Source organism: Acidovorax soli, assembly GCF_014207955.1.
GTDB lineage: Bacteria > Pseudomonadota > Gammaproteobacteria > Burkholderiales > Burkholderiaceae_C > Acidovorax > Acidovorax soli_A.
The window spans coordinates 166,009-186,371 of the sequence record NZ_JACHLK010000013.1; the positions used below are offsets into that span (position 1 = coordinate 166,009).

At 69.3% G+C, this 20,363-nt stretch carries 16 protein-coding genes; 5 read left to right on the forward strand and 11 right to left on the reverse strand.

Annotation, left to right across the window (positions count from 1 at the left end; translation table 11 throughout):
- Positions 1 to 15: 15 nt before the first annotated feature.
- The 7 genes from kdpE to HNP48_RS26535 form a co-directional block, all read right to left on the reverse strand.
- The gene (kdpE, locus tag HNP48_RS26505) at positions 16 to 714 is read right to left on the reverse strand and encodes a two-component system response regulator KdpE (RefSeq protein ID WP_184862819.1); all 699 of its coding nucleotides are present in this window, start codon (positions 712 to 714) and stop codon (positions 16 to 18) included.
- Positions 702 to 3,422, reverse strand: coding sequence for a DUF4118 domain-containing protein (locus tag HNP48_RS26510; RefSeq protein WP_184862821.1), 2,721 nt, complete (start codon positions 3,420 to 3,422; stop codon positions 702 to 704). The genes kdpE and HNP48_RS26510 overlap by 13 nt, the downstream gene beginning before the upstream one ends.
- A 400-nt stretch (positions 3,423 to 3,822) precedes the next feature.
- Positions 3,823 to 4,398: a potassium-transporting ATPase subunit KdpC gene (gene kdpC / locus HNP48_RS26515; RefSeq protein ID WP_184862824.1), complete on the reverse strand. Its 576-nt coding sequence runs from the start codon at positions 4,396 to 4,398 to the stop codon at positions 3,823 to 3,825.
- Between the two features lie 10 nt (positions 4,399 to 4,408).
- Positions 4,409 to 6,448, reverse strand: coding sequence for a potassium-transporting ATPase subunit KdpB (kdpB, locus tag HNP48_RS26520; protein ID WP_184862888.1), 2,040 nt, complete (start codon positions 6,446 to 6,448; stop codon positions 4,409 to 4,411).
- Between the two features lie 77 nt (positions 6,449 to 6,525).
- Positions 6,526 to 8,325, reverse strand: coding sequence for a potassium-transporting ATPase subunit KdpA (gene kdpA, locus HNP48_RS26525; protein ID WP_184862890.1), 1,800 nt, complete (start codon positions 8,323 to 8,325; stop codon positions 6,526 to 6,528).
- Positions 8,326 to 8,327: 2 nt separating this feature from the next.
- Positions 8,328 to 8,426, reverse strand: a complete 99-nt coding sequence (gene kdpF, locus HNP48_RS26530; protein ID WP_184862826.1) for a K(+)-transporting ATPase subunit F — start codon at positions 8,424 to 8,426, stop codon at positions 8,328 to 8,330.
- A gap of 215 nt (positions 8,427 to 8,641) precedes the next feature.
- Positions 8,642 to 9,247, reverse strand: a complete 606-nt coding sequence (locus HNP48_RS26535) for a DUF1566 domain-containing protein (protein WP_184862828.1) — start codon at positions 9,245 to 9,247, stop codon at positions 8,642 to 8,644.
- A 143-nt stretch (positions 9,248 to 9,390) separates the two neighbouring features.
- On the opposite strand from HNP48_RS26535, the gene HNP48_RS26540 reads away from it, so the two are divergent.
- Entirely contained in the window at positions 9,391 to 10,422 is a 1,032-nt protein-coding gene (locus HNP48_RS26540; protein ID WP_184862837.1) for a diguanylate cyclase domain-containing protein, read from the forward strand.
- A 77-nt stretch (positions 10,423 to 10,499) separates the two neighbouring features.
- Positions 10,500 to 11,714 (forward strand): multidrug effflux MFS transporter, encoded by a 1,215-nt coding sequence (locus tag HNP48_RS26545; protein WP_184862839.1) that lies wholly within the window; start codon positions 10,500 to 10,502, stop codon positions 11,712 to 11,714.
- Here HNP48_RS26545 and HNP48_RS26550 read toward each other — a convergent pair whose 3' ends face one another.
- The 4 genes from HNP48_RS26550 to HNP48_RS26565 form a co-directional block, all read right to left on the reverse strand.
- Entirely contained in the window at positions 11,715 to 12,806 is a 1,092-nt protein-coding gene (locus HNP48_RS26550; RefSeq protein WP_184862892.1) for a DUF72 domain-containing protein, read from the reverse strand.
- Between the two features lie 8 nt (positions 12,807 to 12,814).
- Entirely contained in the window at positions 12,815 to 14,662 is a 1,848-nt protein-coding gene (locus HNP48_RS26555; RefSeq protein WP_184862841.1) for a monovalent cation:proton antiporter-2 (CPA2) family protein, read from the reverse strand.
- Positions 14,663 to 14,746: 84 nt separating this feature from the next.
- On the reverse strand, positions 14,747 to 15,151 hold the full coding sequence (locus tag HNP48_RS26560; protein ID WP_184862844.1) for a hypothetical protein: 405 nt from the start codon (positions 15,149 to 15,151) through the stop codon (positions 14,747 to 14,749).
- Positions 15,152 to 15,220: 69 nt separating this feature from the next.
- Positions 15,221 to 15,544, reverse strand: coding sequence for a hypothetical protein (locus tag HNP48_RS26565; protein ID WP_184862846.1), 324 nt, complete (start codon positions 15,542 to 15,544; stop codon positions 15,221 to 15,223).
- Between the two features lie 126 nt (positions 15,545 to 15,670).
- On the opposite strand from HNP48_RS26565, the gene HNP48_RS26570 reads away from it, so the two are divergent.
- The 3 genes from HNP48_RS26570 to HNP48_RS26580 all read left to right on the forward strand — a co-directional run bounded on the left by HNP48_RS26570 (position 15,671) and on the right by HNP48_RS26580 (position 20,328).
- On the forward strand, positions 15,671 to 18,046 hold the full coding sequence (locus tag HNP48_RS26570) for a Tex family protein (RefSeq protein WP_184862848.1): 2,376 nt from the start codon (positions 15,671 to 15,673) through the stop codon (positions 18,044 to 18,046).
- 291 nt (positions 18,047 to 18,337) lie between these two features.
- The gene (locus HNP48_RS26575; protein WP_184862850.1) at positions 18,338 to 19,168 is read left to right on the forward strand and encodes an HDOD domain-containing protein; all 831 of its coding nucleotides are present in this window, start codon (positions 18,338 to 18,340) and stop codon (positions 19,166 to 19,168) included.
- 32 nt (positions 19,169 to 19,200) lie between these two features.
- Positions 19,201 to 20,328, forward strand: a complete 1,128-nt coding sequence (locus HNP48_RS26580; RefSeq protein WP_184862852.1) for a phospholipase — start codon at positions 19,201 to 19,203, stop codon at positions 20,326 to 20,328.
- Positions 20,329 to 20,363 lie beyond the last annotated feature (35 nt).

A 20,363-nucleotide genomic window follows, 5' to 3' on the forward strand; every position in this document is an offset into this window, starting at 1 on the left:
CGGCGGCACTTTCCGTCAAGGCATGAGGCGATAGCCTACGGCCGTCTCCGTCAGCAGATGGCGCGGCTGGGCCGGGTCGGTCTCCAGCTTCTGGCGCAGGTGGCCCATGTAGATGCGCAGGTAGTGGTTCTGCTCGCTGTGCGAGGGGCCCCACACCTCGCGCAGCAGCTGGCGGTGGGTGAGCACGCGGCCGGCGTTGGCGATGAGCACCGACAGCAGCCGGTACTCGATGGGCGTGAGATGCACCTCCTGCCCGGCGCGGTGCACGAGGCGGGCCTGGCGGTCCACGCTGACTTCGCCGAAGCTGAAAGAGGTGTCCTCCTCCTGCGAGGCACCCGTGGCACGCGGGCGGCGCAGGTTGGCGCGCACGCGCGCCATGAGCTCGCCCACGCCGAAGGGCTTGGTCAGGTAGTCGTCGGCGCCCGCGTCCAGCGCGGCGATCTTGTCGGCCTCGTCGATGCGCGCCGACAGCACGATGATGGCCACGCTGGACCACTGGCGCACGTCGCGGATCAGGCTGAGGCCATCGCCGTCGGGCAGGCCCAGGTCCAGCACCAGCAGGTCGGGCTTGCGCGTGCCGGCTTCCGTCAGGCCGCGCTGCAAGGTCTCCGCCTCGTGCACCTGCCAGCCCTCGGCCTCCAGCGCGCCGCGCACGAAGCGGCGGATCTGGGGCTCGTCTTCGATCACGACGGCGATGGGATTCAGGCTGGCCATGGGGGAGGCTCGTTCAATGCAGGGGGAGAAGGTCTGCGCGGCAGGCGCAGCGTGAATTCTGCCCCACCGCCGGGGGCGTTGCGGGCTTCGATGCTGCCTTGGTGGGCATCGGCGATGGCCTTGCAGATCGCCAGGCCCAGGCCCACGCCGGGCGTGGCGGACTCGGCCTGGCCGCGCGTGAATTTTTCGAACAGCAGGGCGGCATCGCCCGCCAGGGCCGCAGGCAGGCCGGGGCCGTGGTCGCGCACGCTCAGCACCAGGGCCTCAGGCTCGGCATGCGCTTGCACGGTGATGGGCGGGGCGCCGTACTTGGCGGCGTTCTCCAGCAGGTTCACGAGCACGCGCTCGATGAGCACGGCGTCGAATTCCGCGAGCGGCAGGTCCGCAGGGATCTGTGCCTGCACCCCGCGCCCGGCGAGGGCCGGGGCGGCGGCGCGGATCGCGCTGCCCACCACCTCTTCCATCGACTGCCAGTCCATGCGCAGGTGCACGGCGCCGCTTTGCAGGCGTGCCATCTCCAGCAGGTTGTTGACCAGGGTGTTGAGTTCGCGCGACTGCGCCACCATCGCCGTGGCTGCGCTGGCCTGGTGTGCTGGCAGGGGCGGATCGGTGTCCCGCAGTGTCTCAGCGAGGCCGATGAGGCTGGTGAGCGGTGTGCGCACGTCGTGCGAGATGGCTGCGAGCAGGGCGTTGCGCAGGCGCTCGGATTCCATCTCCACCACCGCGCCCTGGGCCACCTCCACATAGTGCACGCGCTCCAGCGCAATGGCGATCTGCCGCGCCAGGGTGTCGAGCTGCTTGGCCTGTTCGGGGATCAGCAGCCAGCGCGGCTGGGCGGGCTGGAGCGCGAGCACGCCGCGCACGCGCATCGGGGCCTTGAGCGGCACATAGTGCCAACTGTGCGCCGCCAGCGTGGTGGTGGCCAGGCCTGCAGGCTGGGCATTGCGCAGGCACCAGTCAGCGACGGAGACGTCAAAGCCCTCAGGGGCCGGATCGGGCAGCACCAGCTGGTCGCGCGCATCGGTGGGCAGCACCACGGCCTGGCCACCGAAGTTGCGCTCGGTGGCGGCGCGGCCCAGCTCCACCACCTGCGAGGCCATGAGCGCGGCCGACAGGTCGCGCGTGAGCTCGAAGAGCGATTGCGCGCGCTGCTCGCGGCTGGCCGCAATGCGCGCCTGGAAGCGCAGGCCCGCCGTGAGCTGGCCGATGAGCAGACCCACGGCCAGCATGACGGCGAAGGTGAAGAAGTACTGCACGTCGCTCACCGCGAACGAAAAGCGCGGCGGCACGAAGAACAGATCGAAGGTCAGCACGTTGAGCACGGCGGACAGGGCGGCCGGCCCGCGGCCATGGCGCATGGCGACCAGCACCACCCCCAGCAGGAACAGCATGACGATGTTGGCCAGCTCGAAGTAGCCGTGCAGCGGTGTGGCCAGCGCCGTGGCCAGCAGGCTCCAGGCCACGGCCCAGGCATAGCGCCGCCAGCCGGGCGGCAGGCTGCTGTCGGCTTCTTCGTCGCCGGTGCGGCGCAGGGTCTGGGCAATGCGGCGGGTGCTGGGCGTATGGCCCACCTCCATCACGTCCAGGGCCGGCGCCAGGGTGGCCAGCCGCTGGGTCATGCCCACCTGCCAGGGCCAGGGCCGGCGCGCGCCTTCGGCCCGGCGGCCCACGATCAAGGTCGCGCAGTTGAGCGCCTGGGCCTGTGCCACCAGGGTGGCCGGTACATCGGGCCCGGTGAGCACGGCGGTCTGCGCGCCCAGGTCGCTTGCGAGCTGCAGCACGGCCAGGATGCGGTCGCGCTCGGCTGCGTCCAGGCGCTGCAGGCGCGGTGTCTCCACATAGGCCGCATGCCAGCGCACGTTGAGCTGGCCGGCCAGGCGTGCAGCGGTGCGCACAGTCTGCTCGGCCCCCTCCTGCGGGCCCACGCAGGCGAGGATGGCGCCGTCGGTGTTCCACGCCGGGGTGATGGACTGCTCGATGCGGTAGCTGCGCACGTCGTCCTCGACATGCTCGGCCGTGCGGCGCAGCGCCATCTCGCGCAGCGCGATCAGGTTGCCCTTGCGAAAGAAGTTCTCTGCGGCGCGCTCGGCCTGCTGCGGCAGGTAGACCTTGCCGGCCTGCAGGCGCTGCAGCAGCTCGTCGGGCGTCACGTCGACCAGCACCACCTCGTCGGCGCTGTCGAGCACGGTGTCGGGCACGGTCTCGTGCACGCGGATGCCGGTGATGGCGCCCACCACGCCGTTCAGGCTCTCCAGGTGCTGCACGTTGAGCGTGGTCCAGACATCGATGCCCGCGTCCAGCAGTTCGCGCACGTCCTGCCAGCGCTTGGGGTGGCGCGAGCCCTCCACGTTGGAGTGGGCCAGCTCGTCCACCAGCAGCACGGCGGGCTTGCGCGCCAGGGCCGCGTCCAGGTCGAACTCGTTCAGGGTGCGGCCCCGGTAGGGCAGTTCGCGCTGGGCCAGGCGCGGCAGGCCTTGCAGCAGCTCGGCCGTCTCGCTGCGGCCATGGGTTTCCACCACGCCGGCCAGCACCTCGGTGCCGGCCTGGTGCGCACGCTGGGCCGCGCTGAGCATGGCATAGGTCTTGCCCACGCCGGCATTCGCACCGAAATAGACGCGCAGGCGCCCGCGCGCGGCCTGCTGCGCTTCGCGCTGCAGGTTCTCCAGCAGCTCATCGGGATCGGGTCGGCTGTCGCTGTGCAAGGCCATCAGGGTTCCAGTCGGGTGGGCGGCGGGCGGTGCTTGGGCCGGCGCGATACCAGCAGCCAGGCCAGCGCCAGCGGCACTAGGGCGCGTCATCATTCATTTCGCCCCCGCGAAAGCCTGCAGCGCGGTGCAGTGCAAGGCGCCCTGAGTGCCGCGTAGAACGGCTACGCAAGCGAAGGGCAACGCCGCAATGCGCCGCGCTGCAGGCTTTCCCTTCGGGCTGGCCCCGGCATGCGGCGTCTGCTTTGTCGCTCGGCTTGCCCATAGTCCACTATGGGCTGCGCCGCGCTTCGCGCATCCATCCGCATGCCGGGGCCAGCGCGGGGGCGAAATGAATGATGACACGCCCTGGCAGCACGGCCACTGCGCACAGGGCCGCCAGCAGTTCATTGCCCGCCATGGCTCAGCGCAGTGTGTCGAGCGCCAGGTTCAGCTGCAGCACGTTCACACGCGGCTCGCCCACGAATACCAGCCATGGTAGCTCCACCTGCGCTTCCACGAGGGCGGCCACCTTGTCTGCGGGCAGATTCCGGGCCTTGGCCACGCGCGCCACCTGGTAGCGCGCGGCGGCAGGGCTGATGTGCGGGTCCAGCCCGCTGGCCGATGCAGTGACCAGGTCCACGGGAACGGGGACGGTGTTGCCCGGATCGGCCTCGCGCAGCGCGGCGACGCGCGCCATGACGGCGTCCTTGAGCGCCGGGTTCAGCGGCCCCTGGTTGGAGCCGCCCGAGGCGCTGGCGTTGTAGGGCATGGGGCCGGTGGCCGAGGGGCGGCCCCAGAAATGCCCGGGGGCGGTGAAGTTCTGGCCGATGAGCTCGGAGCCGATGGCCTTGCCGTCCTTCATGACCAGGCTGCCATTCGCCTCGCGAGGGAAGGCGGCCTGGGCAATGCCGGTGGTGAGCAGCGGGTAGGCCACGCCGGTCACCAGCGTGAGGGCTGCAAACAGGACCAGGGTGGGGCGCAGGATGGGGTTTTTCATAGCGGTTCTTTCAAGCCATGCCAATGGCGGAGATCAGCAGGTCGATGGCCTTGATGCCGACAAAGGGTACGACGAGGCCACCCAGGCCATAGATGGCGAGGTTCCTGCGCAGCAGCGCAGCGGCACCGACCGCGCGGTAGCGCACGCCTTTGAGCGCCAGCGGGATCAAAAACACGATGACCAGGGCATTGAAGACCACGGCCGACAGAATGGCCGACTGCGGGCTGGCCAGCTGCATGACGTTGAGCGCGCCCAGTTGCGGGTAGGTGCTCACGAAGATGGCCGGGATGATGGCGAAGTACTTGGCCACATCGTTGGCGATGGAGAAGGTGGTGAGCGAGCCGCGCGTCATGAGCAGGGCCTTGCCGGTTTCCACCACCTCCAGCAGCTTGGTGGGGTTGGAGTCGAGGTCGACCATGTTGCCGGCCTCCTTGGCGGCCTGCGTGCCCGAGCCCATGGCCACGGCCACGTCGGCCTGGGCCAGGGCGGGGGCGTCGTTGGTGCCGTCGCCGGTCATGGCGACCAGCCGGCCTTCGGCCTGGTACTGGCGGATCAGCGCGAGCTTGGCTTCGGGCGTGGCTTCGGCGAGGAAGTCGTCCACGCCGGCTTCTGCCGCGATGGCGGCGGCCGTGAGCTTGTTGTCGCCGGTCACCATCACGGTCTTGATGCCCATGCGGCGCAGTTGCGCAAAGCGCTCGCGGATGCCGGATTTGACGATGTCCTTGAGCTCCACCACGCCCAGCACGCGGCTGCCGTCGGCCACGGCCAGCGGCGTGCTGCCGCGGCGTGCCACCTCGTCGGCCGCGCGCAGCACCTCGGCGGGCATGTGGGCGCCCAGGGCTTCGACGTGGCGGCGCACGGCGTCCACTGCGCCCTTGCGCAGTTGGCGCACGCTGCCATCGGCCAGTGCGACGTCTACGCCGCTCATGCGCGTCTGGGCGGTGAAGGCGACCGGGGTCACTTCGCCCACAAGGGCTTCCACCGCGGTGCTGGCCTGGACCAGGGCGACGATGCTGCGGCCCTCGGGTGTTTCATCGGCGGCCGAGGCCTGGGCCGCGCATTGGCCCAGTTGGGCCTGCGTGGTGCCCGGTGCGGGCAGCAGGGCGCTGGCCTGGCGGTTGCCGTGGGTGATGGTGCCGGTCTTGTCCAGCAGCAGCACGTCCACGTCACCCGCGGCTTCCACGGCGCGGCCCGAGGTGGCGATCACATTGGCCTGCATCATGCGGCTCATGCCGGCCACACCCACGGCCGACAGCAGGCCGCCGATGGTGGTCGGGATCAGGCACACCAGCAGCGAGACCAGGGCCGTGAGGCTCACCACCGTGCCGGCCTGGGCCGCCTGTACGCTGTAGAGCGAGTAGGGAAGCAGAGTCACCGTGACCACCAGGAAGACAATGGTCAGCGCCACCAGCAGGATGTTGAGCGCGATCTCGTTGGGCGTCTTCTGGCGCTTGGCGCCCTCGACCATGCTGATCATGCGGTCGAGAAAGGAGTCACCGGGGTTCACGGCCACGCGCACCACCAGCCAGTCCGACAGCACGCGCGTGCCGCCCGTGACGGAGGAAAAGTCGCCGCCCGATTCGCGCACCACGGGGGCCGATTCGCCGGTGATGGCCGATTCGTCCACCGAGGCCACGCCTTCGATGACCTCACCGTCCATGGGGATCATGTCGCCGGCTTCGACCAGCACCACGTCGCCCTTGCGCAGGTTCTCGGCCTGCTCGGGCAGCCAGGCGCCGCCGTGGCGCGGCTCCTTGAGCTTCTTGGCCCAGTTGCTCTTCTTGAGGGTGCGCAGCGAGGCCGCCTGGGCCTTGCTGCGGCCCTCGGCCAGGGCCTCGGCGAAGTTGGCGAAGAGCACGGTGAACCACAGCCACACGGCCACGGCGAGCACGAAGCCGGCGTCCGGCTGCCCGAGGGCGTTGAGCCACAGCAGCGTGGTCAGCAGGCTGCCCACGTAGACCACGAACATCACGGGGTTGCGCCATTGCACGCGCGGGTCGAGCTTGGTGAAGGCGGCGCGCAGCGCGGGGCGCAGCAGGGCCTTGTCCATCAGGCCCTGGGCGGGTGGGGATTGCGTCACAGGGGTACCTGCAGAAAGGGAAGGTGCGGTATGGGGTGGGGTGCGGTTCACGATGCGGCTCCCAGCATCAGGTGCTCGACCACGGGCCCCAGGGCCAGTGCCGGCACATAGTTGAGCAGGCCCACGAGCAGCACGGTGCCGATCAGCAGCACCACGAACAGCGGGCCGTGGGTGGGCATGGTGCCGGCCGTCACAGGCAGGCGTTTCTTGGCGGCCAGGGCGCCGGCAATCGCCAGCACGGCCACGATCACGGCAAAGCGGCCCAGCCACATGGCCACGCCCAGCAGCAGGTTGTAGAAGGGTGTGTTGGCCGACAGGCCGGCAAACGCGCTGCCGTTGTTGTTGGCGGCCGAGCTCAGCGCATACAGCACCTCGCTGAAGCCGTGCGGGCCGGCCTGCAGCATGCCGGCGGCGCCGGCGCCCGTGGCCACGGCGATCGCCGTGCCCAGCAGCACCAGCAGCGGGGTGGCCAGGATGGCGAGCGAGGCGAGCTTCATCTCGTGCGCCTCGATCTTCTTGCCCAGGTACTCGGGCGTGCGGCCGATCATGAGCCCGGCGATGAACACCGCCAGGATGGCGAATACCAGCATGCCGTACAGGCCCGAGCCCACCCCGCCGAACACCACCTCGCCCAGTTGCATGAGCACCATGGGCACCATGCCGCCCAGGGGGGTGAGCGAGTCGTGCATGGCGATCACCGCGCCGCAGGAGGCGGCCGTGGTGACCACGGCGAACAGGCCCGATGCGGTGATGCCAAAGCGTGCCTCCTTGCCCTCCATGTTGCCGCCGGCCTGCGCGGCGCTGGCGGCCTGGTCCACCCCCAGCGATGCGAAGACAGGGTTGCCGGCCTGCTCGGCGGGCATGATGGCCAGGACGGCAGCGATGAACAGCACGCTCATGGCGGCCAGCACGGCCCAGCCCTGGCGCACATCGCCCACGCTGCGGCCGAAAGCAAAGCACAGCCCTGCGGGGATCAGGAAGATGGCCAGCATCTGTGCCAGGTTGGTCCAGGCCGTGGGGTTCTCGAAGGGGTGGGCCGAGTTGGCGTTGAAGAAGCCGCCGCCGTTGGTGCCCAGCATCTTGATGGCCTCCTGCGAGGCCACCGGGCCCATGGCCAGGGTCTGGGTGGGCGTGCTCAGGTCCTGCACCACCGGCTGGCCCTTGTCGTCCAGGCGTGGTGCGCCCTGGTCGTCGACGGCGGGCTGCTGGTAGCTGGTGGCTTCGAGCGTGGTGACGTCGGTGTAGGGGTTGAAGTTCTGCACCACGCCATTGCCAGCCAGGAACAGCGCCAGCACCAGCGACAGGGGCAGCAGCAGCCACAGCGTGATGCGCGTGATGTCCACCCAGAAGTTGCCCAGCGCGGCGCTGGAGCGCGCGGCAAAGCCGCGGATCAGGACGAACACCACGGCAATGCCGGTGGCGGCCGACAGGAAGTTCTGCCCGGCCAGGGCCACCATCTGGGTCAGGTAGCTCATGGTGGCCTCACCCGAGTAACCCTGCCAGTTGGTGTTGGTCACGAAGCTGATGGCGGTGTTGAACGACGAATCCGCCGACACGGCGGGCATGGCCTGCGGGTTGAGCGGCAGCAGGCCCTGCAGGCGTTGCAGGGCATAGACGAAGACCACACCTACGCCGTTGAAGACCAGCAGGCACAGGGCGTAGTGCGACCAGCCCATGCCGTGCTGCGGGTCCACGCCGGCCAAGCGGAACAGTCCGGCTTCGGCCTTGCGCATCCAGGCCGGCGGCGTGCCGGTGGCCAGCACGGCGAGCCAGCGGCCCAGCGGCCAGGCTAGTACCAGCAGCAGAACGAGGAACGAGCCCAGAAGGGCCCAGGCAGCGGTGCTCATCATCAGAATTGCTCCGCGCAGATCAGGGCGTACACCAGGTACGCGAACAGCAGCACGGCGATCAAGCCGCCGAGGCCGTAGAGCAGTTCGGCGGCGATCATGCGCGTTCTCCTGCCGACGAAGGGGCCAGGCGGCGGCAGCCGGCCACGAGCAACGCGGTCAGGCCCCACAGGCCCGCGGCGGCCGCGATGTAGACGAAATCCATGGTGTGCTTCTCCAGTTGAGCGATGGGAGAAGTCTCGGGATCCGCGCGTAAAAACAGGGCACAGACTCCAGTCCATGCCGTAAAAAAGGCGTAAAAATGGGGCCGGAGGCCTTATTCGCTGGTGTAAGTCCTGACCAGGCGGAAGTGCAGCTTGCTGTATTTCGCGGCGTCCGAGCGGATGTCGCCGGTCTCCAGGTCCACCGCATAGCGCTGGTTCACGCGCGTGGAATCCAGGCTTTCACCACCCTGGCCCTGGCGCTGGGCCCTCTCCACGTTGCCGTAGTTGTACTGGTTGCCTGCCAGGCCTCCCTGCACATTAGTGTTGGCGGCCCAGTGCCAGCCCGACGGTGCGGCGGGGAACAGCCGGGCGTCGAGCCCCGGTGTGCGCGCAGACTTGTCGACCAGGCGGCGCAGCTCGGCCGCGCGCGGCAGGCGCCAGGGCTGGTTCTCGGCCTTCCAGCGTGCCTGGGCATGGGCCTGGGCCTGGGCATAGTCGAGCTCCAGCGGCGTGCCGGTGCAGGTCTTGCCGTTCCACTGCATGCCTTCCACGCAGCGCGGCCAGGCCAGCTTGGCGCGGGTGTCCACCACCAGGCTGCCATCGGGCGAGAGGGCCAGGGCCACACCCGAATCGGCGGCGGCCTGCGCCTGGACAGCGAACGGGGCCAGGAGGCAGGCAAGGACCAAGGCCAGGCGGTGGCGGGGGGGAAAGTGCGTCATACAGGCCGATGTTCGCATGAAGTGGGTGCATCAGGGCGTGTCGCCCGGCGTTGTGGGTGCTACAGTGCGTCGCGCCCTTGCAGACTGTGCTGCGGGTGCTCTCATTTTTTCACCCAGGATGTCCTGACGAGGAAACCCCACCGATGCGACCGGATCGCCAGCCGCTCATCCGCCAGTTGTTCGACGACTACATCGCGCTGTACTCCACACGCGACGAGCGCCTGATCGGGCGCCTGAGCACCCAGTTCAGCGGCTATGCCAGCCGCAGTGACCGCCTGGTGCACACGCGCAGCGAGTGGGTGGCCGCCATCCTGCAGGACTTTGCGCTGGTGCCGCAGCACATGCGCATCGAGGTACTGGACCTGTGCCTGCAGGACCTGGCCGAAGACGTGGTCTCGGCCACCGCCCTGGTGCATGTGCGTGGCCCGGACGCGGGCGAGACCCCGGCCGGCCAGGTGCCGCTGGCGCGCCTGGTGCTGGTGTTCCGCCTCGAAGGCGCGGAGTGGAAGATCGTGCACAGCGGCACCTCGGTGCCCTCGGGTCCCGTGCCTGCGCAGGCCAGTTCCTCGGCCCTGGCGCGCCTGCAGACCGAGCACCGCATGCTGCAGGCCCAATTGCAGGAGAGCACGCGCGCCCTGGCCGAGGCGCAGCAGCGCATCGACGCCATGGACCGCACCGACAGCCTGACCGGCCTGGGCAACCGGCGCCAGTTCGAGCATGCGCTGCAGCAGGCCTGGGAGCGCGCCCAGCGCGCCGCCACGCCCGTGGCCCTGGTGCTGCTGGAGGTGGATGCGCTGCGCCACTTCATGGACCGCCATGGCCACCTGGCGGCCGATGCCTGCCTCAAGACCCTGGCCCTCACCTTCACCCAGCTCGTGCAGGAGCGCCCGGGCAGCCTGGTGGTGCGTTTTGCGGGCGACGCCTTCGCGCTGCTGCTGCCGGGCGCCGGCCTGGATGAGGCGCAGGGCCTGGCCGAGGCGGCCGTGGTCGCCGTCCGCACGCTCGCGCTGCCGCACGAAGGAGCGGCACTGGGCCGTGTCAGCATCGGTGGCGGGGTGGCGCAGATGGTTCCGGTGCGCGATCAGCGCCACGATGAATTGGTGCGTGCCGCCAGTGCCGCCCTGGCACGGGCGCGGCAGGCCGGTGGCAACCGGGTGGAGCCTCAACCCGACTGATTCCGGTATCTGCTTAACCTGAAACCCGTTTTGCGGGTTGTAAAGGGCCTTTACAAACAGCCGCGACAATGGCGGCTATGCAATCTTCCGGCTTCTTCAAGATGGCCCTGGTGCTGGGCCTGCTCTCGGCCATCGGGCCGTTCGCGATCGACATGTACCTGCCCGCGCTGCCCGAGATCGGTGCCAGCCTGGGCGCTTCGGTGGGTGCGGTGCAATGGAGCCTCACGGCCTTCTTCCTCTCGCTGGGCGCGGGCCAACTGCTCTACGGCCCGGTGTCGGACATGGTGGGCCGCAAGCCCCCCATGTACTTCGGCCTGGCCCTGTTCACGCTGGCCAGTGTGGGCTGCGCCCTGGCCACCGACATCGAGACCTTGGTGGCCTTGCGCTTCGTGCAGGGGCTGGGCGCGGCGGCGGGCATGGCCATTCCGCGTGCCGTGGTACGCGACCTGCACACGGGCACCGATGCGGCGCGGCTGATGTCGCTGTTGATGCTGGTGTTCAGCGTTTCGCCCATCCTGGCGCCGCTGGCGGGCAGTGGGGTGATCGCACTGGCGGGGTGGCGCGGTGTGTTCTGGGCCGTGGCTGGGGCTGCCGTGGCGGGCCTGGCGCTGGTCTATGCCAGCCTGGGCGAGACCCGGCCGGCGGCGGAGCGCGTGGAAAGCAGCCTGGGCGGGGCCCTCGGCGCCTATGGCCTGCTGCTGCGCGACTGGCACTACCTGGGCCTGGTCTTCATCGGCGGCTGTGCCATGGCGGGCTTTTTCGTGTACCTGGCGGGCTCGCCCTTCGTGCTGATCAACCACTATGGCCTGACGCCCACGCAGTACAGCCTGGCGTTTTCGGTCAATGCCGCGGCCTTCATCGGCACCTCGCAGTTCACCGCGGCGCTGGGCGAGCGCTTCGGGCTGGTGCGCCTGGTCAAAGTGGCAGCCACGGGCTCGGGCATGGTCATGGTGGCCATGCTGGGCTACTACCTGCTCGGCGGCGACCAGTTGGCGGTGCTGATCGGCCTGTATTTCGTGGCCAGTGCGCTCATGGGGCTGGTGATCCCCACCACCTCGGTGCTGGCGCTGGAAAAGCATGGCGCCATCGCGGGCACGGCATCGGCCCTGCTGGGCACGCTGCAGATGCTCACCGGTGCCGCGGCCATGGGCATCGTGGGCCTGTTCGCCAACGGCAAGCCCTTGCCCATGGTGGTGGGCATGGCCACGGGGGCGCTGGTGGGGGTGGCGCTCGCCTGGATCACGCTGGCAGGGCACAGCGACCACCCGCACGTGGTTGCGGCCAAGGCCTGATCAGCCCCTGCGAGCCGCTGGCGGTTGGGCTGCCACCCGTTCGGCCAGCGTGCGGATGGTGCGGGGCGCCGAGCCCTCGGCATGGTTGCTGATGCAGATATAGGCGTTCTGGCCCGCGCCGGTCACGCCGGTGATGAGGCGTGCCAGCGCCTCGTGGTTCTCGGGGTCGGGGTGGTGCACCCGGTCGAAGGGCTCGTAGAGTTTTTCCGCCTCTTCGTAGCCATAGGGGCCATGCACGGTGTTGAGCATCCAGCGGCAGACCAGGGGGCCGGGCCACAGGGCGCGCAGCATGGGCAGCTGATCGGCCAGCGGCGGCATCTTGGGGTGCAGGTCGATGCAGTAGGTGGCGCCGGCCTCGCGCAGAACGGCCGCGAAGTCGGGGCCGATCCAGTGCTCGCGCACCCACTCGGGGTCGCGCACCTCCACGGCCAGAATGCCGTCGGGCGCAATGGGTGCCACCTTGGGCTGGGCCCGCAGCAGGGCACGCAGGCGCTGCAGCACTTCGGGCAGGCGATCGAGCTGCTCCATGGGCAGGGGGCTGAGCTGGAACACCAGCGCCCCGATCTTGTGGCCCAGGCCCTGCAGCGCGGGCTCGACGAACTCGGTGCGTGCCAAGTCGGCGTTGAGGAAGGCGGGGTTGGGCTCGCGGCCGCGTCCGTCCTCGCTGCGCACCAGGGCATCGGTGACCAGGCTCGGGGCCTTGACCACGAAGCGGAAGTCGTCGGGCACCTGGCTGGCATAGCGCTCGTACTGGCTCACCGTGAGCGGGCGGTAGAAGCTGCGGTCGATGCTCACCGTGCGCAGCAGCGGGTGCTGGGCATAGAGGGGCAGGCCGTTCTTGGAGAGCTGGGCCTCGGAGTGTTCGCCCTCCCAGACCAGGCCCTTCCAGCCCGGGTAGGTCCAGGTGGAGGTGCCCAGGCGCAGCTGGGGCGGTAGCCGCTTGGCCAGGGCGTGCAGGGCCTCGTCCTGCGGCTGGGCGGCGACGCCGATGCCTTTCTTGCGCTTGGGAGCAGCCTCTTCAGCGGCGGGTGCTGGCGCAGGAGGAGGGGGCGGTGGCGGAGCAGGAGGGCCGCCGAACAGGTCGTCCTGGATGCGGTTGCTCATGCCAGCGGCGTGGCTGCGGCAGGCTGCAGTGGCTCCTCGATGGCGTCAGCGGCCTCTTCATTGAGGGCGCGGCCTTCGCGTTGCGGCTGCGTGAGGGGCGTGGGGATCCACTTGTTGCCCTGGAAGAAATTGCGCGCGCCGTCCTTGTCGCCGGCCAGCTCCAGCTGCAGGCGCTCGGCATCGCGCTCGCGGATGTTGGCGGCCACCTGGGCCACTTCCTCGGGGTCCACGCCCAGGGTCGCGAGCGCCTGCATGCCGAAGCCCATGGCCGACTCGAAGGTCTCGCGCATCTGGTAGTCCACGCCCAGGCGCAGCAGTTCGATGGCGTGCTGGCGGTCGAAGGCACGCGCCAGCACGGGGACCAGCGGGCATTCGTGCTTGAGCAGCTCCACGATGTGGGTGGTGGTCTTGGCATCGTCGGTGCACACCAGGATGGACTTGGCGTGGTGCGCGCCGCTGGCGTGCAGCACATCCAGGCGCGTGCCATCGCCGTAGTAGACCTTGAAGCCGAAGTGCGAGGCCGCGCGGATCATGTCCGTGTCGTTCTCGATGATGGCGATGTCCACGCCGCGCGCCAGCAGCAACTGGCTGGCGATCTGCGCGAAACGGCCGAAGCCGATGATGAGCACCGTGCCCTTCAGGTCGTCGGCGGCCTCGATGCCGTCCATGTTCTGCGCAGGCTCGGGCGGCATGAGCCAGCGCAGCGAGAGCACGGCCAGCGGTGTGAGCGCCATGGAGAGGATGACGGCGGCGGTGAGAACGGCATTCATGCGCGCCTCCACGATGCCGGCCGTGGCGGCGGCCGAGTACAGCACGAAGGCGAACTCGCCGCCCTGGGCCATGAGCATGGTGCGCTGCAAGGCCTCGCCATGCGCGGCCTTGGTGAAACGTGCCACGGCGTACACGCCGATGCCCTTGACGGCCATGCACACCAGCACGCCGCCGAGCAGCAGGGGCCAGTTCTGCAGCACCAGGGGGATGTCGAGTGCCATGCCCACGCCCATGAAGAACAGGCCCAGCAGGATGCCGCGGAAGGGCTCCACATCGGCCTCGAGCTGGTGGCGGAAGGTCGATTCGGACAGCATCACCCCGGCGGCGAAGGCGCCCATGGCCATCGACAGCCCGCCCCACTGCATGGCCAGTGCCGCGCCCAGCACTACCAGCAGGGCGGCGGCGGTCATGACCTCGCGCGCCTTGGCGCGCGCCAGCACGCTGAACAAGGGGTTGAGCAGCCAGCGGCTCACCGCCACCAGGCCCACCACGGCGGCCAGGGCCACGCCCACGGTGACCCAGCGCGAGACAGCCTCGCCCGCCGGCGCGGGCGAGAGAAAGGCCACGATGGCCAAGAGCGGCACGATGGCCAGGTCTTCGAGCAGCAAGATGGAGACGATGCGCTGGCCGCGCGGGGTGGAGGTGTCGCCGCTCTCGTCGAGCAACTGCATCACGATGGCCGTGGAGGACAGCACGAAGCCCGAGGCTGCGATGAAGGCCACCGGGGCTGCGAGGCCTGCGAGCACGCCTGTGGCGGTGAGCAGGGCGATGCAGACCACGACCTGGGCCAGGCCCAGCCCGAAGATCTGGCGCCGGAGGTTCCACAGCCGCGTGGGCTGCATCTCCAGCCCGATGACGAAGAGGAACATCACCACCCCGAGCTCGGCCACGTGCAGGATGGTCTGCGCCTCGCTGAAGAAGCCCAGGCCGAAGGGGCCGATGGCCAGGCCCGCAGCCAGGTAGCCCAGTACCGAGCCCAGGCCCAGCCGCTTGAACAGCGGGACGGCGATGACGCCCGCGGCCAGCAGCACGACGACTTTGACGAGTTCGGTGCCTGATTCAGCAGCGGCCATGGGGACTCCGGGACAACGGGGGAACAGATGCGGGGGATGGCAGGATGGTAGCGCCATCCTGGGCCGTCACTGCCGATCCAGGTGTCAGGAGCTGGCGAACAGTCCGCCCTCGTCGAGCAGTTCGTAGGCGATCTCCGGGCGCTGGTCCATGCCCTTCTTGATGGCGGCGGGGATGGACTGGCGGGTCTTGCGGCACAGGCCGCGCTGTTCTTCCACCAGGATGGCGATGCCGCGCAGGGTGCGCACCTCGTTGGGACTGAGGCTGATGGCGATGCGGATGCCCAGCTGCTGCTCCATGCGCTCCTGCATGCGGCGCAGGTCGGCCAGGCTGGTGATGTTTTCGAGCCGGGTGATGAGCTTTTTCTCTTCTGCCTGTGTGAGCTGCAGGATGCGGGTGTCGCCGCCCGGGGCCTGCATCAGCGCGTCCCGCTCGCAGACACAGGCGCCGGGCGGGCATTCCGTGCGGATGGGGAAGGAAAGGGGCGTCATCAGGGGCAAAAGACCATGTCGTCGGTGCAATGCCCATTGTGCATGGGCCTGGCCTGCGGCGCTGCGGGGTTATTGCGGATCGAGGGTGGCCAGTTGCCCGTTGCCGGGCTCGGCCTGCGGTGCCACCAGGAAGGTCAGCGTGCCCGGGGCCAGATCACCCTCCTGCAGGCCATATTCGGCGGGGATATCGGCCAGGGCGATGCGCCGCACCACAAAGGGCATGGACAAGCGCGCGGCCAGCGCCTGCTGTACCGGGCTGCCGTCCACGATCTGATCGGGCCTGAAGCGCAGGCTGGTGCCCACGGCGAGGCTGCGTGCTTGTGCGGCCAGCGTGGGTGAGGAGAGGGCGAAGGCCGCCATGTCCTGCAGTGTCGTCAGCGGTACGGTGTCCATGCATGCTCCCGGGAAAAGCGATTGTGCGCCGCTCCGGGGACGAGGCTTCGTACCTGTTACCAGAAGTGCCTGTGGCAAACTCGCGCGCTTCGCGTATTTTTTCGAGTTTCAGAGAGTTTGCCCCCCATGCAGCAGATCGTCCGGCAGTTGGCCGCAGAAATCAAAGTCAGTGAATCCCAGGTGCGTGCAGCGGTGGAACTGCTCGACGGGGGCGCCACGGTGCCCTTCATCGCCCGCTACCGCAAGGAAGTGACGGGCGGGCTGGACGACGTGCAACTGCGCGAGCTCGAAGCGCGCCTGTCCTACCTGCGCGAGCTCGAAGACCGCCGCGTGGCCGTGCTCAAGAGCATCGACGAGCAGGGCAAGCTGACCGACGCGCTGCGCGCGGCCATTGCCGCCGCGCCGACCAAGCAGGAGCTGGAAGACATCTACCTGCCGTTCAAGCAAAAGCGCCGCACCAAGGGCCAGATGGCGCGCGAATTCGGCATCGAGCCGCTGGCCGACAAGCTGTTTGCCGACCCCACGCTGGACCCTGCGGCCGAGGCCGCAGCCTTCACCAAACCCCCCGAGGTGCTGGACGACGGCAAGACCGGTGCCGACTTCTCCACCGTGCCGGCCGTGCTCGACGGCGTGCGCGACATCCTGTCCGAGCGCTGGGCCGAAGATGCCGTGCTGGTGCAATCGCTGCGCGAGTGGCTCTGGGCCGAGGGCCTGCTGCGCAGCAAGAAGATCGACGGCAAGAACGAGAACGACCCCGAGGTCTCCAAGTTCCGCGACTATTTCGAGTACGACGAACCCATCGGCCGCGTGCCCTCGCACCGCGCGCTGGCCGTGTTCCGCGGCCGCGCGCTGGAGATCCTCGAAGGCAAGCTGGTGCTGCCGGTGGAGCCCGAGCCGGGCAAGCCCAGCATCGCCGAGGGCAAGATCGCCCTGCACCTGGGCTGGAGCCATGCCGGCCGCCCGGCCGACGACCTGCTGCGCAAATGCGTGGCCTGGACCTGGCGCGTGAAGCTGAGCCTGTCGACCGAGCGCGACCTGTTTGCCCGCCTGCGCGACGAGGCCGAGAAGGTTGCCATCAAGGTGTTTGCCGACAACCTGCGCGACCTGCTGCTGGCCGCGCCGGCCGGCCCGCGCGTGGTGATGGGCCTGGATCCGGGCATCCGCACCGGCGTGAAGGTGGCCGTGGTGGACGCCACGGGCAAGCTGGTGGAAACCGCCACCGTGTATCCGCACGAGCCGCGCCGCGACTGGGAAGGCTCGCTGCACACGCTGGCCAAGCTGGCCGACAAGCATGGCGTGAACCTGATCGCCATCGGCAACGGCACGGCCAGCCGCGAGACCGACAAGCTGGCGGCCGACCTGATCAAGCTGGCGGCCAAGGCCGAGCGCGTGATCGAGAAGGTGGTGGTGAGCGAGGCCGGCGCCTCGGTCTACTCCGCCAGCGAATACGCCTCGCAGGAGATGCCCGACGTGGACGTGAGCCTGCGCGGCGCTGCCAGCATTGCGCGCCGCCTGCAGGACCCACTGGCCGAGCTGGTGAAGATCGACCCCAAGAGCATCGGCGTGGGCCAATACCAGCACGATGTGAACCAGAGCGAACTGGCCCGCACCCTGGGCACCGTGGTCGAGGACTGCGTGAACTCCGTGGGTGTGGACCTGAACACGGCCAGCGTGCCCCTGCTCAGCCGCGTGTCGGGCCTGTCGGCCAGCGTGGCCAAGGCTGTGGTGCGCTGGCGCGAGGCCAATGGCGCCTTCAAGAGCCGCAAGCAGCTCATGGACGTGGCTGGCCTGGGTGCCAAGACCTTCGAGCAGAGTGCGGGCTTTTTGCGCATCCGCGGTGGCGAGAACCCGCTGGACATGACCGGCGTGCACCCCGAGACCTACCCCGTGGTCGAGCAGATCCTGGAGAAGACCGGCAAGGCCGTGGCCGAGATCATGGGCCGCAGCGACATGCTCAAGACCCTGAAGCCCGAGCTCTTCGCCAACGAGAAGTTCGGCGTGATCACGGTCAAGGACATCCTGGGCGAGCTCGAAAAGCCCGGCCGCGACCCGCGCCCGGACTTCAAGGTGGCGCGCTTCAACGACGGCGTGGAAGACATCAAGGACCTCAAGGAAGGCATGATCCTGGAGGGCACGGTGAGCAACGTGGCCCAGTTCGGCGCCTTCGTGGACCTGGGCGTGCACCAGGACGGCCTGGTGCACGTGAGCCAACTGGCGCACAAGTTCGTCAACGACGCGCGAGAGGTGGTCAAGACGGGCGACATCGTCAAGGTCAAGGTCATGGAAGTGGACGTGGAGCGCAAGCGCATCGGCCTGTCGATGAAGCTCGGCGATGCGCCGCCGCGCCAGGGCGGCGACCGGGGTGGCTACCGCGACAACCGCTTCGAGAGCGCGGGGCGTGGCCAGCAGCAGGGCGGGCGCCGTGCGCCCGAGCCGGTGCAGCAGTCGGCCATGGCCTCGGCCTTTGCCAAGCTGCAACAGGTGAAGCGAAGCACCCCCTGAGTCGCTTCGCGCCTTCACCCCTCTCTCATATTGCTTCGCAATCTGGGAGGGGGACGCCCCCAGTGCGGCGGGGCGGCCCTTGCACGGGGGCACTGGCCCTGGCGGCGCCGGTTTCATACACCGTAGGTGGCGCGCAGCGCAATGCGTAACTGATACTGCGCTGCCCCTGACCGTTGGTACGGCCACAGGAACCGCCCGTGCAGGTAAGACGGCATGGCAAGAATGGGTGATGGGCGGGGGCTGCGGGCAGCGCCATAATCGGCGCTTGTCCCACCAGACGCCCGATCACCCATGGAGTTGAATGCACTGCTGGCACAGCCGGCAGCCCTGCCCAGCCTGCCGCGCACGGTGGCCCTGCTCATGAGCGAGCTGGCCCAGCCCGAGCCCAGCCTGCGGCGCATGAACCAGCTCTTCGGCACCGATCCGGCCCTGGCAGCGCGCCTGCTGGAGCTGGCCAACTCCCCTGCCTTCCAGATGCCGCGCCAGATCGCCGGCATTCCCCAGGCCCTGGCCCTGCTGGGCACGGCGCAACTGCGCGGCCTGGTCACCTCGGCGCCGCTGGGTACCACCTCGCGCTCCGTGCCCGGGGTCAACATGCAGCAGTTCTGGCGCTACAGCCTCAACACCGCCAAGCTTTCGCGCTCGCTCGCGGGCCTGGTGCACCATGACCAGATCGCCGCCTACACGGCCGGCCTGCTGCACGGCCTGGGCGAGCTCGTGATCCACCTGGCCGATCCGGAGAAGGCCCATTCGGTCAACACCCTGGTGCCGCCGCTGGACATGCGCCGTACCAAGGTGGAGCAGCGCATCTTCGGCTACTGCTATGGCAAGGTGTCGGCTGGCCTCGCACGGCGCTGGCAACTGCCCGAGGTGGTGGTCGACGCCCTGCAGTACCAGGATGCGCCGTTCGAGAACAAGGCCTATGAACCGCTGGCTGGTGTGATCCACCTGGCCTCATGGCGCGCCCGGGCGCGCGAGGCCGGGCTCAACGAAAACGAACTGGCCGTCTCCTTCCCGGGCGAGGTGGGCCTGGTGCTGGGCCTGGACATCGACATGGTGCTGCAGCAAGATCCCATCGACTGGAACGTGCGCCCCGAGACTGCCGCCGATTACGTGGTCTGAGCCCGGGTTCTGGCTCTGGGACAATGCAGGGCATGAAAGCACTGCGCATCCACGCGGGCCCGCGCGCCCGTCAGCACCTTGAACAGCACGGCCTGCAAGCGGGCGATGTGAGTGTGATCCCTGCGGCGGCCGGCGGCCCCAAGGGCCTGATCCTCGGCCCGCTGGACCGGTTTGTCTTTGGCGAATGGCTTCCCCGTTCCAGCCAGCCGGTGCACCTGGTGGGCGCCTCCATCGGTGCCTGGCGCATGGCGACGGCCTGCCTGCAGTCGTCGGTGGCCGCCTTTGAGCGGCTGGAGCACGACTACATCCACCAGAGCTATGAAGTGCCCCCGGGCAAGAAGCGCCCTCCGGCCTCGCACGTGAGCGAGCGCTTTGGCCAGAACCTGCAGGCCTTCTATGGGGGGCGGGTGGAGGAGGTGCTGAGCCACCCGCGCTTTCACCTGCACATCGTCACCTCGCGCGGGCGGCATGTGCTGGCGCGCGAGCACCGGGTGGGCACGCCGCTTGGCTACCTGGGGGCCTTCGTGAGCAACACGCTGCACCGCAAGGCGCTGGGCGCCTGGCTGGAGCGGGTGGTGTTCTCCTCGCCCGAGGACGGCGCCGCCACCGGGGCGGCCTTGCCCTTCAGCACGGCAGACTTCCGCACGCGCCAGGTGGGGCTCACCCCGCAGAATTTCATGCCCGCACTGCAGGCCAGCTGTTCCATCCCCTTCGTGCTGCAGGCCGTGCATGACATTCCGGGCGCCCCGCGTGGTGCGTACTGGGATGGCGGCATCACCGACTACCACCTGCACCTGGGCTACCACCAGACGCCCGTGGCGCAGGTGGTGGAGGGCGCGGCCCGGGCCGGCGGCGGCCTGGTGCTGTACCCGCATTTCCAGCAGCAGGTGGTGCCCGGCTGGCTGGACAAGGGGCTCAAGTGGCGCCACCGTTCCACGGGTGCGCTCGACTCCATGGTGGTGCTCTCGCCCAACCCCGACTGGGTGCGTGCGCTGCCCAACAGCAAGCTGCCCGACCGCAACGACTTCACGCACTACGGCACCGACAGTGCCGCCCGGGCCAAGGCCTGGCTGGCGGCCACGGCCGCCAGCCGCCAGCTGGCCGATGAGTTTGCCGAGTGGCTGCACCGGCCCGACATGGCCATACTGCGCCCCCTCTGATACGGATTTGCCTTTGGCCGTCTAGCGTCGTTGGT

What these genes read in the sequence shown, in the direction of transcription:
- kdpE (WP_184862819.1), bottom strand. Translation starts at nt 714, where the DNA reads ATGGCCAGCCTGAATCCCATCGCCGTCGTGATCGAAGACGAGCCCCAG.
- HNP48_RS26510 (WP_184862821.1), bottom strand. Translation starts at nt 3,422, where the DNA reads ATGGCCTTGCACAGCGACAGCCGACCCGATCCCGATGAGCTGCTGGAG.
- kdpC (WP_184862824.1), bottom strand. Translation starts at nt 4,398, where the DNA reads ATGAAAAACCCCATCCTGCGCCCCACCCTGGTCCTGTTTGCAGCCCTC.
- kdpB (WP_184862888.1), bottom strand. Translation starts at nt 6,448, where the DNA reads ATGGACAAGGCCCTGCTGCGCCCCGCGCTGCGCGCCGCCTTCACCAAG.
- kdpA (WP_184862890.1), bottom strand. Translation starts at nt 8,325, where the DNA reads ATGAGCACCGCTGCCTGGGCCCTTCTGGGCTCGTTCCTCGTTCTGCTG.
- kdpF (WP_184862826.1), bottom strand. Translation starts at nt 8,426, where the DNA reads ATGATCGCCGCCGAACTGCTCTACGGCCTCGGCGGCTTGATCGCCGTG.
- HNP48_RS26535 (WP_184862828.1), bottom strand. Translation starts at nt 9,247, where the DNA reads ATGACGCACTTTCCCCCCCGCCACCGCCTGGCCTTGGTCCTTGCCTGC.
- HNP48_RS26540 (WP_184862837.1), top strand. Translation starts at nt 9,391, where the DNA reads ATGCGACCGGATCGCCAGCCGCTCATCCGCCAGTTGTTCGACGACTAC.
- HNP48_RS26545 (WP_184862839.1), top strand. Translation starts at nt 10,500, where the DNA reads ATGCAATCTTCCGGCTTCTTCAAGATGGCCCTGGTGCTGGGCCTGCTC.
- HNP48_RS26555 (WP_184862841.1), bottom strand. Translation starts at nt 14,662, where the DNA reads ATGGCCGCTGCTGAATCAGGCACCGAACTCGTCAAAGTCGTCGTGCTG.
- HNP48_RS26560 (WP_184862844.1), bottom strand. Translation starts at nt 15,151, where the DNA reads ATGACGCCCCTTTCCTTCCCCATCCGCACGGAATGCCCGCCCGGCGCC.
- HNP48_RS26565 (WP_184862846.1), bottom strand. Translation starts at nt 15,544, where the DNA reads ATGGACACCGTACCGCTGACGACACTGCAGGACATGGCGGCCTTCGCC.
- HNP48_RS26570 (WP_184862848.1), top strand. Translation starts at nt 15,671, where the DNA reads ATGCAGCAGATCGTCCGGCAGTTGGCCGCAGAAATCAAAGTCAGTGAA.
- HNP48_RS26575 (WP_184862850.1), top strand. Translation starts at nt 18,338, where the DNA reads ATGGAGTTGAATGCACTGCTGGCACAGCCGGCAGCCCTGCCCAGCCTG.
- HNP48_RS26580 (WP_184862852.1), top strand. Translation starts at nt 19,201, where the DNA reads ATGAAAGCACTGCGCATCCACGCGGGCCCGCGCGCCCGTCAGCACCTT.